General features: G+C 46.3%; 13 protein-coding genes. 7 read left to right on the plus strand and 6 right to left on the minus strand.

Translation table 11 applies throughout. The features are described 5' to 3' along the window. Positions 1-225 precede the first annotated feature (225 nt). Both C7Y66_RS25945 and C7Y66_RS25950 read left to right on the plus strand, forming a co-directional pair. Positions 226-1,023: a biotin--[acetyl-CoA-carboxylase] ligase gene (locus C7Y66_RS25945; protein ID WP_015153064.1), complete on the plus strand. Its 798-nt coding sequence runs from the start codon at positions 226-228 to the stop codon at positions 1,021-1,023. A gap of 190 nt (positions 1,024-1,213) precedes the next feature. Further along, entirely contained in the window at positions 1,214-2,494 is a 1,281-nt protein-coding gene (locus tag C7Y66_RS25950; RefSeq protein WP_106547806.1) for a M23 family metallopeptidase, read from the plus strand. Between the two features lie 88 nt (positions 2,495-2,582). Here C7Y66_RS25950 and C7Y66_RS25955 read toward each other — a convergent pair whose 3' ends face one another. Continuing rightward, positions 2,583-3,245, minus strand: a complete 663-nt coding sequence (locus tag C7Y66_RS25955) for a riboflavin synthase (RefSeq protein ID WP_106547807.1) — start codon at positions 3,243-3,245, stop codon at positions 2,583-2,585. A 322-nt stretch (positions 3,246-3,567) separates the two neighbouring features. Between C7Y66_RS25955 and C7Y66_RS25960 the strand changes: the two genes are divergently transcribed. Beyond that, the gene (locus tag C7Y66_RS25960; protein WP_015153061.1) at positions 3,568-4,068 is read left to right on the plus strand and encodes a bifunctional nuclease family protein; all 501 of its coding nucleotides are present in this window, start codon (positions 3,568-3,570) and stop codon (positions 4,066-4,068) included. Positions 4,069-4,133: 65 nt separating this feature from the next. Here the strand turns inward: C7Y66_RS25960 and C7Y66_RS25965 are convergent, their stop codons facing one another. After that, complete coding sequence (locus C7Y66_RS25965) at positions 4,134-5,528, minus strand: glycoside hydrolase 100 family protein (RefSeq protein WP_015153060.1); 1,395 nt, start codon at positions 5,526-5,528, stop codon at positions 4,134-4,136. Positions 5,529-5,714: 186 nt separating this feature from the next. After that, complete coding sequence (locus tag C7Y66_RS25970; RefSeq protein WP_106168871.1) at positions 5,715-6,725, minus strand: phosphoribulokinase; 1,011 nt, start codon at positions 6,723-6,725, stop codon at positions 5,715-5,717. 551 nt (positions 6,726-7,276) lie between these two features. On the opposite strand from C7Y66_RS25970, the gene petH reads away from it, so the two are divergent. From petH to C7Y66_RS25985, 3 genes are all read left to right on the plus strand, one after another. Continuing rightward, a complete protein-coding gene (petH, locus tag C7Y66_RS25975; protein WP_015153058.1) occupies positions 7,277-8,539 on the plus strand; it encodes a ferredoxin--NADP reductase in 1,263 nt (420 codons plus the stop codon). A gap of 32 nt (positions 8,540-8,571) precedes the next feature. Next, positions 8,572-9,972, plus strand: a complete 1,401-nt coding sequence (locus C7Y66_RS25980) for a homoserine dehydrogenase (RefSeq protein ID WP_370143967.1) — start codon at positions 8,572-8,574, stop codon at positions 9,970-9,972. A gap of 222 nt (positions 9,973-10,194) precedes the next feature. Beyond that, a complete protein-coding gene (locus C7Y66_RS25985; protein ID WP_106547808.1) occupies positions 10,195-11,187 on the plus strand; it encodes an S-layer homology domain-containing protein in 993 nt (330 codons plus the stop codon). A 148-nt stretch (positions 11,188-11,335) separates the two neighbouring features. On the opposite strand, the gene C7Y66_RS25990 is transcribed toward C7Y66_RS25985, so the two are convergent. Continuing rightward, positions 11,336-11,761: a CAAD domain-containing protein gene (locus C7Y66_RS25990; protein ID WP_106547809.1), complete on the minus strand. Its 426-nt coding sequence runs from the start codon at positions 11,759-11,761 to the stop codon at positions 11,336-11,338. Between the two features lie 220 nt (positions 11,762-11,981). Next, on the minus strand, positions 11,982-13,007 hold the full coding sequence (locus C7Y66_RS25995) for a 2-hydroxyacid dehydrogenase (RefSeq protein ID WP_106547810.1): 1,026 nt from the start codon (positions 13,005-13,007) through the stop codon (positions 11,982-11,984). A 227-nt stretch (positions 13,008-13,234) separates the two neighbouring features. Here C7Y66_RS25995 and C7Y66_RS26000 point away from each other — a divergent pair, with 227 nt between their 5' ends. Continuing rightward, complete coding sequence (locus C7Y66_RS26000) at positions 13,235-13,735, plus strand: DUF1643 domain-containing protein (protein WP_233222853.1); 501 nt, start codon at positions 13,235-13,237, stop codon at positions 13,733-13,735. A gap of 367 nt (positions 13,736-14,102) precedes the next feature. Here C7Y66_RS26000 and C7Y66_RS26005 read toward each other — a convergent pair. Continuing rightward, on the minus strand, positions 14,103-14,982 hold an 880-nt coding region (locus tag C7Y66_RS26005; RefSeq protein WP_199197643.1), incomplete at its 5' end, for an SAM-dependent methyltransferase.

Genomic DNA, 14,982 nt, shown 5'->3' on the forward strand with positions numbered 1-14,982 from the left:
AGATGTGTATAAGAGACAGTAACAAGCTACAGGATAGATAGAGAAAACCTTCGCAACCGCGCCAATCCCAAGTATGCATGGATTAAATCTAAAAATTAGCAAACAATTAACCAACAAAATGAAACTAAATTAGCCAAGCTGCCATCTAATGTAAAAGCACAGCATGACAGGTTTATTTTCAGCAAATTAATGCTAACTTAATTGACACAGTTTGCACTTGCCAGCGTGACACTAGACCGACAAAAGCTATTAGCAATTCTTGCTCCAATGGTAGCAGAAGCGGATTTTGCTGTAGAAGTTTACGAGAGTCTACCCTCGACCAACCAGAAAGCCTGGAATGCGATCGCGCAGGGGGCAAAACCAGGAACGGTCATCATTGCCGAACGACAAACAGCTGGACGAGGACAATGGGGACGACAGTGGGCTTCGCCAGCAGGAGGTTTATATTTATCTGTAGTCCTAGAGCCAAACTTACCAGTCAACTGCGGCTATCAGTTGACTTTAGCAACTGCTTGGGGCATTGCAACGGCTTTGGGCGATCGCGGTGTTCCGGTAAAATTGAAATGGCACAACGACCTAATTTTGCTAGGACGTAAACTGGGTGGAATTCTGACAGAAACAAAAGTGCGACATGAAAAAATTATTCATGCTGTAGTCGGAGTCGGGATTAACTGGGCTAACCCTGTCCCAGCTACAGGGATCGGTTTGCAATCTTTCTTATCTCAACAACCTTTGGCTGCAATTGACTGCTTAGAAACATTAGCGGCTGTGACACTACAAGGCACAATTTCAGGTTACAAGTTTTGCTCCCCAGGGGGAATCGATACTCTTCTGCCGTCTTACCACAAACTATTTATAAATATGGGACAGCGCCTCACCGTAGAAGGACAAAACGGCGTTGTAGTTGGTATTAGCGATCGCGGCGAACTACGAGTCAGGCTTGACTCTCAATCATACAATTTCAGCCCCAATTCAGAAATTTGTCTCCCCCCTGGTGCTGTGAGTCTGGGTTATGATGGCTAATTGTTTGACAAAGCATAAATATTTCGTTTGTATCGTAAGGAAATAGCAGGGACGAGCAGGGAGCAGCGATCGTCAGTTGTCAGTATATTGGCGGAGCAAGGGAGTAGGGAGTAAGAAGGAACTTACAACTTACCAATGACAAATAACAAATGACAAATAACAAATGACTAACTACTAATTACCAGTTATTATGCCTACTAACTCCAAACATATATTTCTGATCGGTTTTATTAGTATTTCTAGCTTGCTTGGTGGCAACTTAGTCTTAGCTCAGTCAGAAGCCGCGATCGACAATTCATTCGATGCCTCTCCCAGCCCCAGCCTACAAGTCAATTCAAAATCGGTAAAACCGGAGAGATGGCAAAAACTGAGACAACAGCTAGACACTTCACCTGTCAGGCGATCGGCTAACTTGCCCGATCGTCCTGCTCCAGATCCTAGTGGTGCGTACATCGACCCCACAGGATACAGCCTCGGTGCTACCACTGGCTACGAAGCACCAAGCTCAATAGTATTAAAATCCAGAATCTCCGGTTGTCGGGCTGTTGCTAGACCTGGTTTGAGTAGCCTTTGTCGTCCCAGCCTCCGCCAGCAGCGGATGAGACAACTAGCTCGTTCTAGAAACTTTGGTAGAAGCGTCGCCCCGCTCGATCGCCACTCGGTTGCCAACGGCATCAGACCAATTCAGCTTGGACCGATCGATATTACTGCTGAAGGCTTTCGCGTGGCGACCAACTTGAAAACCCAGCGTAGCGTTCTCAGCTATCAATACCGCGATCCCGAAGCCAAAGGACAGGGAAATTTCATGTTTCCACTGACAGTTCCCTCTCCCGTCACCTCAGTTTTTGGCTGGCGCGTCCATCCTCTGTTTGGTGATTTCAGCTTTCACTCTGGTACAGATATAGGTGCGCCCCTGGGAACGCCAGTGTTAGCGGCTTATCCAGGTACGGTAGAAGTTGCCGATTATGTCGGTGGCTACGGTTTAACTGTCGTTCTCAACCACAACAAAAATACGCTCCAAACTCTTTACGGTCATTTATCTGAAATTTTTGTCTCCCCAGGAGAAACAATTCCGCAGGGAACTGTCATCGGGCGGGTTGGCAGTACGGGGAATTCTACTGGTCCCCACCTCCACTTCGAGACCCGACAGTTAACTGCCAACGGTTGGATTGTTGCCAACCCTGAAGCCTACTTGAAGACTGGGCTAGCACGATTAGATAAAGCTATCCGCTTAGCCAACTCCCAACCAGATCGTCATGAAACGGTGATGCCCGCCACTGTTCGCGAAGCGATCGTCGCCAGCGCCAGCAGTACTCGATTCAACTTTGAAATTAAGCAAGTCGATTTGGATAGCTTAGTTGCCCGCGATCCTGGTGCAGAATTAGAATCTGCCGTAGTCCAGCTAGTTAATGCACTTCGTGGCGATCGCAACGCTGTAAGTAGGAGCGAGGAGTTAGGCGTGAGGGGTTAGGGAAAAGACAAGGGAGCAGCCGTAAGTTTTAAGACGTAAGTATTTCACACACTAGGCATCACTCTCTTACTCCCTCGCTCCTCGCCCTTCATAGATACCCGTGTTCTACTAAAAAGGCTGGCGATAACTCTTCTTCAGATGAGTGAGGAGAGTTGTAACTCAGCAGTTTTTCGACATATTTGCCTAAAATATCAGCTTCTAAGTTAACTAGACTGCCAGGGCGGAGATCGCGCAGGTTGGTATGAGCGTAGGTATGAGGAATGACGGCGACTTTAAACCAATTTCTGGTAGGGTCGAGATCGGCAATGGTAAGGCTAACACCGTTGATGGCAATACTGCCTTTGGAGACGAGATAACGAGCGATCGCTGCTGTTGCAGTAAAGCTCATTTCCCATGAGGTAGCTGTTTCTTCTACCGTTTCCAAGCACCCCGTTCCATCTACGTGTCCCATGACAAAATGACCTCCCACTTTACCACCGACACGCAAAGAGGTTTCTAGATTGACATATCCTGCATCAGCTTCGCGCTGTCCCAGGGTAGTACGGCGGAGGGTTTCCGGCGAGGCTGCGGCGATAAATCCTTGGGGTAGAATCTCCATGACCGTGAGGCAAACTCCATCCACCGCAACGCTATCCCCGAGCGCGAGATCTGGCAAAATTAAATTTTTCTGGTCGCTAGAGCAAGTAATCTGATAATAATAGTTGTCTAGCGCTCGAATTTGACCCAAAGCTTGTACTAATCCCGTAAACACAGTTTTTCTCCCAAAAATCGATAATTTTGCCCAGTTTAGCTAGTTTGTCTCATCCGAGCGGTCTTGGATGCAATTTAGACAACTGATTCTGGCAAAATTTACTCACGCTAAATCCATAAATTCAGCTTACAATCAGGGCATACTTAGGATAGGCTATCGTACAGCAAAGAACTAAGGGCAATTCTCTGTCTTTGCTGACAGCAGATCGGAAAAGTTGTTATGTAAGGCTATAAAGTATGTTTATTTTTGCTATACAGAATCAAACACCTTCAACCCCATCTACCAATTACCCTTTGCCTAGAGAGTTTTAGAGGCTACGCAAATGATCGAAATGAAAGTCGCTGGCATTGCTTTAGATGCGGTCAACCGCAGTCCAATCGTGCTGTTGAAAGACGGTAAAGAGCGTAGAGCATTACCCATCTACATCAATCAAGATCAGGCAAAGGCGATTATTGGCGCTTTGGAAAATCAAAAACCGCCCAGACCTCTAACTCACGACCTCATAGTAAATATTCTAGAGGTCTGGGGTATGACCTTGGAAAAAGTCGTCATTCATTCAATTCAGGATGGGACGTTTTACGCAGTTTTGTGCGCCCGCCAGGGTGAGGTCAAAAAAGAAATTGATGCTCGTCCCAGCGATGCGATCGCGATCGCCCTACGCCTGAATAGCCCGATCTGGGTGATGGAGGAAGTGGTAGCTGATGCTTCCATTCCCGTCGATCGCGAAGCAGATGAAGCTGAGCTGAAAGCTTTTCGAGAGTTTCTCTCCAATATTAGACCAGAAGATTTGATTCAAGGAGGTGGCGAGTTTCGTACAGGCTGAAATCAGCGACCAGTTATCAGTGACCAGCGATCGATTACCAATTACCACTGATAACTGTCCGCTGTTCACTGAAATGTAATCCATTCTAAATGCTGCGGGTTCTCCATTAAGTCTTTGGCGACGATATAAGCGGCGATCGTCCAGGTTTGATAGCGCATTGCCTTTTTGCCGACTAAATTGCCTTTTCTGCCATCGTAGTATTCGGGCCAACGATCTTTATCTTTATACTCGCACCAACGTTTTTCGGCAATTCTAATTCCCCGTTCGGCAATACTTTTTCTCCCCACTTTTAAAGCTGCCGCGACTAAAAACCATAACAGAACGGGCCAACTTCCTCCATTATGATAAGACCAACTCACATTTTTTGGGTCGCAACCTGTAATTAATTCCCATTCCTTGTCTTCTATAGCAGGAAAACAAAGCTTCATTGGCATATTTCCAACTAGATCGATCCATCGTTTACCGATCAGATTCATGATCTTTTGAGATTGCGCTTCATCTGCTAACGAGCAAATAACTGACATCAAATTCCCAATTGCAAAGAAGCGAAAATCCATCCGCCCTGGTCCCAGATTCCCAGCTAGATAGCCTCCTTCTTTGGGAACCCAATCAATCGCCCAGGCTTCCAAAGACTCTGGATATATATTGAATTTGTTGCAAATTTCTTCTCCAAATTGCTCGTTTTCGTAGCGATGAATTTCATTCACTTTTTCTAAATCGAGCCAATAATGTTCGCGAATGTGCGTTTTCAATCTTGCCAGTCGCTGCTCGATTTCTGTATGAATGTCCTGTTTATTTTTGGGTAACAGCAATTCATCTGCTGCTAGTAAAGCCGCGTAAAATAGAGCTTGAATTTCTAGCGGACGCTCGTACACTCCCATGCGACGGTCAATCATAAATGCCCCTTCGGGAACTAACAGCGTCGGGTACATATCGAATTGCTTCAGCATGTAGAGATTGAGAATTAACCTAATTCCCCGCTGAAATCCTGCTTCTTGAACTAACTCTTGGTCGCCTGTAGCTCTTTGATAAATCCGTAGTAAAATCAGCCACCACAAACAAGAATCTACAGGTGTCACTCTACCGATTGCCCGTTCGCCAAAATCGGCTCTGACAGCTTGTTTTCCTTCTTCTTCGACTATCTCAAAACTTGCTGGCATTAGACCCATACCTGGTCTTACGCCATCCATATGCGCCCTAACTTCATCGATATTTTTGTCGTTAATCTGTAACTTCAGGGTTTGTCGTAAAAAATTGGCGACAATTTCACCCTGACCTCTAGTTAAAAATGCTAGGGCTGAAGGCACAAAATCGCGAATAAAGCAATGCCCGTAATTGAATTGTTGAGTGCTTTTATCAATTGCAGCAGCTACTGTACCAATTGGTTCATTCTCAAACTTTAAAACCGATGCTTCTAATCTCGTCCACGCCTCACTCAGTAGCTCCTTTTCTGTATACATGAACCAGTTAGTCCCCGCAAATTTTTGAGCAACCTTTATTTTAAAGGGAGTAGGGAGCAGGGAGTAGGGGGTAGGGAATAGAAGAGGGACAAGGGAGATCAGGAGGACAAGGGGGACAAGGAAGAATTCAAAAGTTATTTTTCTCCCTCAGCTCCCTCAGCTCCCTCAGTTCCCTCAGCTCACACGCTAGGCTTTTGCCGAGACTGCCAATTTGATTTCTTTGGCAGTGAGGCTTTCGTAGACTGCTCGCATCTTCAAGCCTGTTAGGACTTGGAATAGACCAGTTCCGTTGTTGGAACCAGGGTATTCGCGGTGCTGGAGCAACAAATGAGTCATTTCACCTTGGTATTTGGTAAAGGTGTTGCTCAGGTGAGTTTCGATGTAAGCAACTTCCTCTAGGTTGTCAAATTGTCCGTCTACTTCTAATACGGAGACGTATTGACCGTAGTAAACGTCTGACCCGTAGAACATTTGCATTCCTGGGTAGGAACAGGTCAGTTTACGTCCGCAAGGTGTCCACTGAATCGTAGAGCCTTCGTCAAATAGGTAGGTTGGTGTCATGCCGTGTACGTCTTCTTTTTGCAGCATCCGCACGCGCAACACTTTCCGCTCTTTGTCTTCTTTGATCAGGTTAGTTGGCAACACCTGAATCACAACATCGGCAAATTCTCTTTGCGGCTCGATGTAAGCGTCAAAATCGGGTTTGCGAGAGTTAATTGCCGCAACCACGTCTTCATAGCGATGACCGCGTTCTGCCATGTCGCGTTGAATTTTCCAAGCGATCTTGACTTCATTGCTGATGTCAAGATAGACGCTGAAATCAAGTAGCGATCGCACCCGTTCGTCATACAGCGGATGCAAGCCCTCAACTACGATAATATGATTTGGCTCGATGTGTTCCGGTGGGTCAATGCATCCGGTTTCGTGGTTGTAAATCGGCTTTTCAATTGATTGACCGTTTTTCAGAGCTTTGATTTGCTCGTACATTAGGTCAAAATTATTTGCCTTGGGATTGAGGGCAGTGATTCCTGTTTCTTTGCGCTGTTTGCGATCCAGGCTGTGATAGTCATCTAAGCAAATAACGGTGACTAACTCTTCTCCAAACAAATCTGTTAAACGGCGCAAAAACGTGGATTTACCGCAACCGGAATCTCCGGCTACGCCAATCAAAACCACGCGATCCGGCTTACTGATCATAGGTTTCCTCTAACTGACAAGATGGGCTGTTTTTGTATGTTGTTTGTTTGGCTTACTTGGTAGCCTGGAACTTAATCTGGTAGTCTTAACTTGTATTGCTTGGGTTGCCTCCAAGCTTCAGCTGTTGCGATCGCGCTTCCCGATGGAAGAAATCACCTGATAGCTGCTAAGTATTTAGTCCTACTGTTATAGTAGATCCTACCAGAAGGGGATCGCCCTTACAAGGCTACTTTTGGGCTATATCGTCTAGTGGCTTAGTACTTATGCTAAGGTTTTGTTGCACATTTTTATTAAAAAAAACAAAACTCGATCGCTCTTAACATTCTGCAAGTGACTAAATTTGTAGTCTGGTAGAGGAGTTAAGCAAGGAATTTGCCATCCCAGGCGCTCCTTTACGGGTGAGAATAATAAAAGTTCATCACAGCTACTTTTTGGAAGTATTTCTCGCAACTCTTTTTTGCAGAAGCAGAAATCTTTCTCTCAAGAGAGCTGTTTTAGAACACCAATTTTCAGTTTTCAGTAGTGATGTAGGGTTCGGAGAGAGTTAATCGATGTACAATTCCAACGCCGCTGATGCAGCCGCCAACACCGAAGCTGGTAGCCGCGTCTTTGTATACGAAGTGGTGGGCTTACGTCAGAATGAAACAACTGACCAAATGGGCTACCCGATTCGTCAAAGTGGCAGCGTATATATGAGAGTGCCTTACAACCGCATGAACCAAGAAATGCGGCGGATCGCCCGTATGGGAGGCAAAATTGTCAATATTCAACTTCTGACAGTTGATGGCAACGGTAACGGCAAAGCCCCTGCTGTGGCTCCAAAACAAGAAGCAGCAAAAGCTGCACCACAAGAGCAGAAAAAAGCAGAAAATAAAGGCAAGCCCATGACTCAAGCACAGCCAAAGCCTGAGAAAGCCAAACACGCAGATGTCCCCGTCAATACCTATCGTCCCAATGCTCCTTTTGTTGGGAAGTGTCTTTCCAATGAAGAATTGGTTGGCGAAGGCGGAATTGGTACTGTTCGTCACTTAATTTTCGATCTTTCCGGTAGCAATCTTCGTTACCTAGAAGGTCAGAGTATCGGCATCATCCCACCCGGGACAGATAAAAACGGTAAGCCGGAAAAGCTACGGCTATACTCCATTGCTTCCACCCGTCACGGGGACAAAATGGATGACAAAACCGTTTCTCTATGCGTGCGTCAATTGGAGTACAAGCACCCTGAAACAGGCGAGACTGTCTACGGTGTTTGCTCAACTTACCTCTGTCACTTAGAAGCAGGGGCAGACGTGAAGATCACCGGACCCGTCGGTAAAGAAATGTTGCTGCCAGAAGACCCCAATGCCAACGTTATCATGTTGGCAACGGGTACGGGTATTGCTCCGTTTAGAGCTTACCTGTGGCGGATGTTTAAGGATGAAGAAAAAGCTGCCAACCCTGAGTATCAATTTAAGGGTTTTGCTTGGTTGATCTTCGGTATTCCTCAAACTCCCAATATCCTTTACAAACAGGAACTAGAAGAGTTACAAGCGCAGTATCCCGATAACTTCCGTCTCACTTATGCCATTAGCCGCGAGCAGAAAAACGCTCAAGGTGGCAAAATGTACATCCAAGACCGAGTAGCCGAACAAGCAGCAGAACTGTGGAAGCTGATCCAGCAAGAAAATACCCACACTTACATTTGCGGTTTAAAAGGTATGGAAGGCGGGATCGACGAAGCACTAGCAGCGGAGGCTGCTAAATCTGGTATCAAGTGGTCGGACTATCAGAAAGAGATGAAGAAAGCCGGACGCTGGCACGTTGAAACCTATTAGTGGTTAGTGGTTAGTGGTTAGTGGCTAGTAGGGTGGGCATTGCCCACCCTACAATTGTTTTTGGCGAACTAAGTGGGAAAGTTGTGGCTTTTAAGGTTGGTTTACTAGGATTAGGTACGGTAGGAACGGGGACGGTTCAGCTATTGCAGGATAGGGCTGGACGGCATTCTCTAATGCAGGAGTTGGAAATTTATCGAGTTGGAGTCCGATCGCTCGATAAGCCCCGTGCGGTCAACCTACCAGATGGAATATTGACGACAGATTTACAGGCGATTGTCAGCGATCCAGAAGTAGAGATTGTCGTTGAGGTATTGGGAGGATTGGAACCAGCGCGATCGCTGATTATGCAGGCGATCGCTCATCACAAGCACGTCGTCACGGCGAATAAGGCTGTTATCGCCCGTTACGGCAATGAAATTTTTGATGCTGCCAACGCTGCTGGAGTTTACGTCATGCTAGAGGCGGCTGTTGGGGGAGGCATTCCAGTCATTCAACCCCTGAAACAAACTCTAGGTGTGAATCGGATTCATGCTATTACTGGCATTGTCAACGGGACGACAAACTATATTCTGACGCGGATGCAAGCCGAAGGCAGTAGTTTTGATGACGTACTGGCAGACGCACAAAAACTCGGATATGCTGAAGCCGACCCTACTGCCGATGTAGACGGTTTAGATGCTGGCGATAAAATCGCTATTCTCGCTTCCTTGGCTTACGGTGGCAGGATCAAGCTACCCGATGTTTACTGTGAAGGCATTCGTCAAGTCAGCCAAACAGATATTGCTTACGCCCAAAAACTCGGTTTTACAATCAAATTACTCGCGATCGCCCAAAGAGAAACTCCCTCAGCTTCCTCAGCTTCCTCAGTTCCCTCAGCCCCTCTGCTCTCCGTCCGCGTTCACCCCACTCTCATACCTCAATCGCATCCCTTAGCCAGCATTCACGGGGTCTACAACGCAATTTTGGTGGAAGCCGAACCCCTCGGACAGGTGATGTTTTTTGGTCCTGGGGCAGGGGCAGGAGCAACCGCTAGCGCCGTTGTTTCGGATATTTTAAATGTTGCTGCTGTGTTGAAAACAGGACACTTGGAGACAGAAAGCGCCTCACTCCACCCATTACTCGCTTGCACTCATCAAGACTACTGCGCGATCGCCCCAATGTCAGAACTCGTTACCCGATTTTACGCCCGCTTCCTCACCAAAGACCATCCTGGGGTAATTGGTAAGTTGGGAACTTGTTTCGGTTCCCACGGTGTCAGCTTAGAATCTGTCGTGCAGACGGGAATTCACAAACATTTAGCCGAAATCGTCGTTGTCACCCACAACGTGCGCGAAGGCGATTTTCATCAAGCTTTAGCAGAAATTCGCCAGCTTGAAGCAATTGATAGTATTCCTAGTATTTTGCGCGTGTTGGAAGAGGGGAGTGGGGAGTGAGGAGTGAGGAGTGAGGAGTGAGGAGTGAGGGACAAGGGGGATAAGGGGAACAAGGAAGACAAGGGGGACAAGGAAGAATAATTACTGTCAACCGTTAACTAATGACCAATGACCAATGACCAATGACCAATTGAAAAAATTAGCCTTAAGGTAGTAGATTGAGCGAATTAGTACAAGTAGATTGTCTTAGACACGAAATCCTGATTCGATGGGCGAAAATGCATGACTAATTCCCCACCTCCCGATCCTCGGTCTTCCAGAACTCCTTTAGGATTTGATGAATTTCTTGCAGTCGTGCTGGCTTTAGCTGCGCTCGGCGGAATACTATTTTGGTCGCTGTCTCGTTCGGGGCGAGGTTTTCAGATTCCCAGTATCTTACCGTTGGTGACTGCCCCAGAAGCGCGATCGCCTGTGGCTTTGACTCCCCAGCCGCAAGCTAGCCCCGAACCTAGAGCGGAACTAGCGCCGATTCCCAGTCCTGCCCCAGAAGCGATCGCTCCAGAAACGCCTGTCACGCCCCGCAGACAGCCTGTAGCTCCATTTCCGGCGATCGTCCCTGTTCCCACCACACCAACCACTCCAGCATCCCCAGAACCATCTCCAGCGCAACAAGTTAAGTTTCAAGATGTGCCTGCGGATTATTGGGCATATCCATTTATTACAGCTCTTGCCGAGCGCGGCATCGTCAGAGGTTTTTCTGGCGGCTATTACAAGCCTACCGATCCCGTCACTAGAGCTGAGTATGCTGCGATTTTGCAAGAAGCCTTCAATCAATTACCTGGATCTGATACTCAGAGTAAATTTACAGACGTGCCTGAAAATTTCTGGGGAATCCCAGCGATTAATCGAGCAATTCAACTTGGATTCTTACGCGGGTATCCCGACAATACATTTAAAGCTCAACAGGAGATTCCTAGAGCGCAAGTTTTGGTGTCTCTGGCTAGTGGCTTAAATCTTGCACCACCAGCCTTACCAGAGCAAGTCTTGGAGAAATTCTATGTAGATGCAGACCAAATTCCCAATTATGCTAGGGAGAGAATTGCCGCAGCTACCACGGCTGGGTTAGTCGTGAATTATCCTGAAGCTAATCAACTCAGACCTAATATCAAGGCTACCCGTGCTGATGTAGCAGCTAGCGTTTACCAAGCTTTAGTAAGAGCAGGACGGCTCGATCCGATTCAATCTCCCTATATTGCTGGAGTTCAACAGCAGTAAATGGTAAATGGTAGTTGGTAATTGGTAATGGGTAATTGTTCCCCCTGCTCCCTGATAACTGAAAAAGCGATCGCGCTAAGACAAATCTTATTGGGCGATCGCTTTTATTGGTTTATGTTTTTATGCAGATCTCCGCTACTGCTGCGGACTATTTCTTGCTACCGACGACTTGACTGGTAATAGCTTGAATTTCTTGCCCCAATTCTTCCCGTGTCTCTACTTTGAGTAGGTAGCGATAGACAAACCAAGCAGAATAACCGATCCCGATTAATTCAAAAGTTGGTGCAAGCAAAGGAATATCATTGAGAGCATCTAAGATTGCCAAAACGACTTTAACAGTGACAAATGCTGCCACAATCAAGATAGCAACAGTAATTGGCTTTTGGTTTTCGTTATAAAACTTGGCAATGTATTCTGGTAGTTCGTCCAGAAAGGCTCGGACTTGAGCGCCGAGTTTTTTCAATTGCGTATTTGACTGAGGAGCGGGAGGAAGCGCCAAAGTGCCTGCGGGTTCGCTAGCTGGCATTCCTTCAGGTGTGGTGGTGTATTCTTGTTGTTGTATCTGAGATTCCATAGTTTTACCTTGTTTTTGATGATGACTACTTTAATATCGCTGATTTAGCAACTGTCTGCATGTACTACTGAACTGATTAGTTTGAAAATCAAAAATTCAAAACAAGTTCTTGGTTATTGTTCAAATATACTTAACTTCCCCGGACTACTCGATCGACTTCAAGATAGATAAATCAGATCGAGTTCGTCAGCACTCGGATTGCTATAAGTTGTAAATTAAGTTACTTGACATTGCTAGCAACCGCTTGAGGAGACTCTACTTTAATTTGATTAGGACAAGGTTTTCCGCTTTCAAAATCGCTAATATTGGCAAGGGTAGTCTGGGCAATACTAGTCAGTGCATCTTTGGTAAAAAAGGCTTGATGACCAGTAATCAGGACGTTGGGAAACGTCAGCAACCTCTGTAACACGTCATCTTGCACGATGGTGTTTGAGAGATCTTCAAAAAAAATATCTCCTTCTTGCTCGTAGACATCTAAACCAAGATATCCAATTTTACCGGATTTTAAGCCTTTAATCGCTGCTTTTGCGTCGATCAACGCTCCACGACTGGTATTAATCAGCATTACACCTGTTTTCATCAAGGCGATCGCTTCAGAATTAACTAAATGGTATGTCTCTGGTGTTAGCGGACAGTGAAGGCTGATAATGTCAGTACGGGCAAATAAGTCCTGAAGCGAGACATACTGCACGCCTAAAGCTTGACAGTCAGGGTTTTGATATTTGTCATACGCTAGCACATGACAGCCGCAAGCATGGAGAATTTGCGCGACGATCGCCCCAATCTTTCCAGTACCAACGATCCCCGCTGTCTTGCCGTGTAAGTCAAAACCCATCAAACCTTCTAGCGAAAAATTCCCCTCACGCACGCGATAATGAGTGCGGTAAATTTTACGATTCAGGGCAAGAATTATCCCTAGAGTATATTCTGCTACTGCATAGGGTGAGTAGGCTGGCACGCGCACGACTGGTAAACCTAATTCAGTAGCAGCGATGATATCTATGTTGTTATATCCGGCAGCACGCAAAGCAATTAACTTCGTACCGCGATCGGCTAGACAAGTCAAGGTTGGACGATCTAATTGGTCGTTGACAAAGACGCAAACTACTGGATAGTCTTTTGCTAAAATGCTCGTCTCGCAGGTCAGACGAGGTTCAAAAAATACCAGTTCGTGTTTGTATTCGGCGTTAGCAGTTTCTAAAAAGGCGCGATCGTAGGATTTGGTGCTAAATACAGCAACTTGCATCCTTGTTCCTCTACTCAGTAAGTCAACAGTGAAAAGTCAAAAGTTAAAAGTTAAAAGTCAAAAAAGCAAACTTTTAGCTGTTGTGCTGTTGTAAGGATGTCATCCTGATGTGGCAAAGCTGCTTTTCATTGTACTTGAGCCAGCAGTCGTTACAGTTCTTTGCGAACTTATTCGTCATTTGTCATGCGTCATTTGTTAGTAGTTAGTTAACTCTTGCGTCTTGCCGAATGAAAATGAGTGCTGCGATCGCACCCGATGGATTGTATCGTTATTCCCTAACTAGAGTTTGGGACACCGATCTACCATGCATTGGCTTGATTATGCTCAACCCCAGTACGGCAGATGCAACCAAAGACGATCCCACGATTCGTCGCTGTATCAATTTTGCTCGTAACTGGGGATACGGAAGCATAGAAGTAGGCAATTTATTTGCTTACCGCGCCACCGATTGGTTAGTGTTGCGAAGAGTCTTCGATCCGGTTGGCTGCGAGAATGACTCTTATTTAATGCGAATGCAGCAAAGTGTCGAGAAAATTGTCATTGCTTGGGGTAACTATGGTAGTTGGCAACAAAGAGATAAATCCGTACTAGGTTTCTTGAGTCAGGGTCAAGTTTTGCATTGTCTAGGAGTCACCCTACAAGGACAGCCACGTCATCCACTCTATGTTAGAGGGGGTGCAGTCCTAATACCATATCGGGAGCCGGGAGTCGTAGGGGGGGGTTCATAGAAAATTCCTGCGAACAACTAGAAGATCTGCAATTAAACTCGCCCGTACGGGAGTCGGGGAAGAGAGAGTTGCCAAGCTGAGGAAGTTGGGGAAGCTGAGGGAGCAATTCTAGTCACTAGTCACCAGCCACTAGCCACTGATAACTGATTCAGCCTCCAGCGGCAAATGTAACCAGAATTATTACTGAAAGCAAAATCCCAGGAGTCAAAAGCATTACTAGTGTTAATAGATCGTGGGCGTTCATGATTTTGCTGTTTGATAGCCTTACTTTACTACTCTAATCATTGTGGGGGAAAATTGAATTCTCACCATCGTCAGAGCTATTGATTTAAGATTTCACCTTGTAGAGATGTTACATGTAACGTCTCTACTTTAACCCCATCAAGGGCTGTGCTACTTCTGTCTCAGTGAGTCCCCGGCTTTGAATCAAAACGCCAAATCCGCCTAAACCCATAGGATCGAGCAGTTGATGTAGGGCATCACGCCGCCATAGGACTTGTTGGAGCGATTGGCTTGTGGTTTGAGATAGTGCCGCAATGCGATCGCCCAATCCTAACGCCATCAAAAATAAGCCTTGTTGGGTAAAGCCGACTGTTGGCAATCCGCAGCGATCGCCCCATCGCTGTAGAGCTGTAAAATCAACGTGAGCGGTGATATCTTGTTGTCCGATATTGATATACGGATCGTTGTGGTGATGGTGTTGATAGTAACACTGTAAAGTCCCTTGCGATCGTGCTGGATTGTAGTATCGACTTGCAGGATAACCATAATCAATTGTCAATACATATCCGCGCTGCAACTTCTGAGCTACTGATTGCAACCAGTCTAAAGCAGCCAAATTTACCTCGCTGCGATATCCATCTGGATAGGTAGAAGAAGTTATATCGATGCCAACCAAGTCGAAATATTCTTGCAGTCTGGGTGTAGAAAGTTTCTCTGTAATTTCTGTAAAAGGAGAGTGGCTAGTGGCTAGTGGCTGGTGACTAGAATTGCTGCTTCCTTGTTTCCCTTGTCCAACGTACATCTCTCGCAGCACACCTCGTTCGATCGCAATTTGATGTACGGGTAGTGCGTCTATGAGTTCGTTGGAAAAGAAACAGCCAGCGATCGAATTATCTGGGATTTCTTCTAGACTGCACCAGCGGATGGATCCCCCCACCTGCGGAGAACCCCTTAAAAAGGGGGTTGTAGAGAGAACATTGCCCCCCTTCTCAAGGGGGGTTGGGGGGGTCGTCTTGCCCCCCTTC

Origin of the sequence: Chroococcidiopsis sp. CCALA 051 (assembly GCF_003015105.1) — a bacterium.
GTDB lineage: Bacteria > Cyanobacteriota > Cyanobacteriia > Cyanobacteriales > Chroococcidiopsidaceae > Chroococcidiopsis > Chroococcidiopsis thermalis.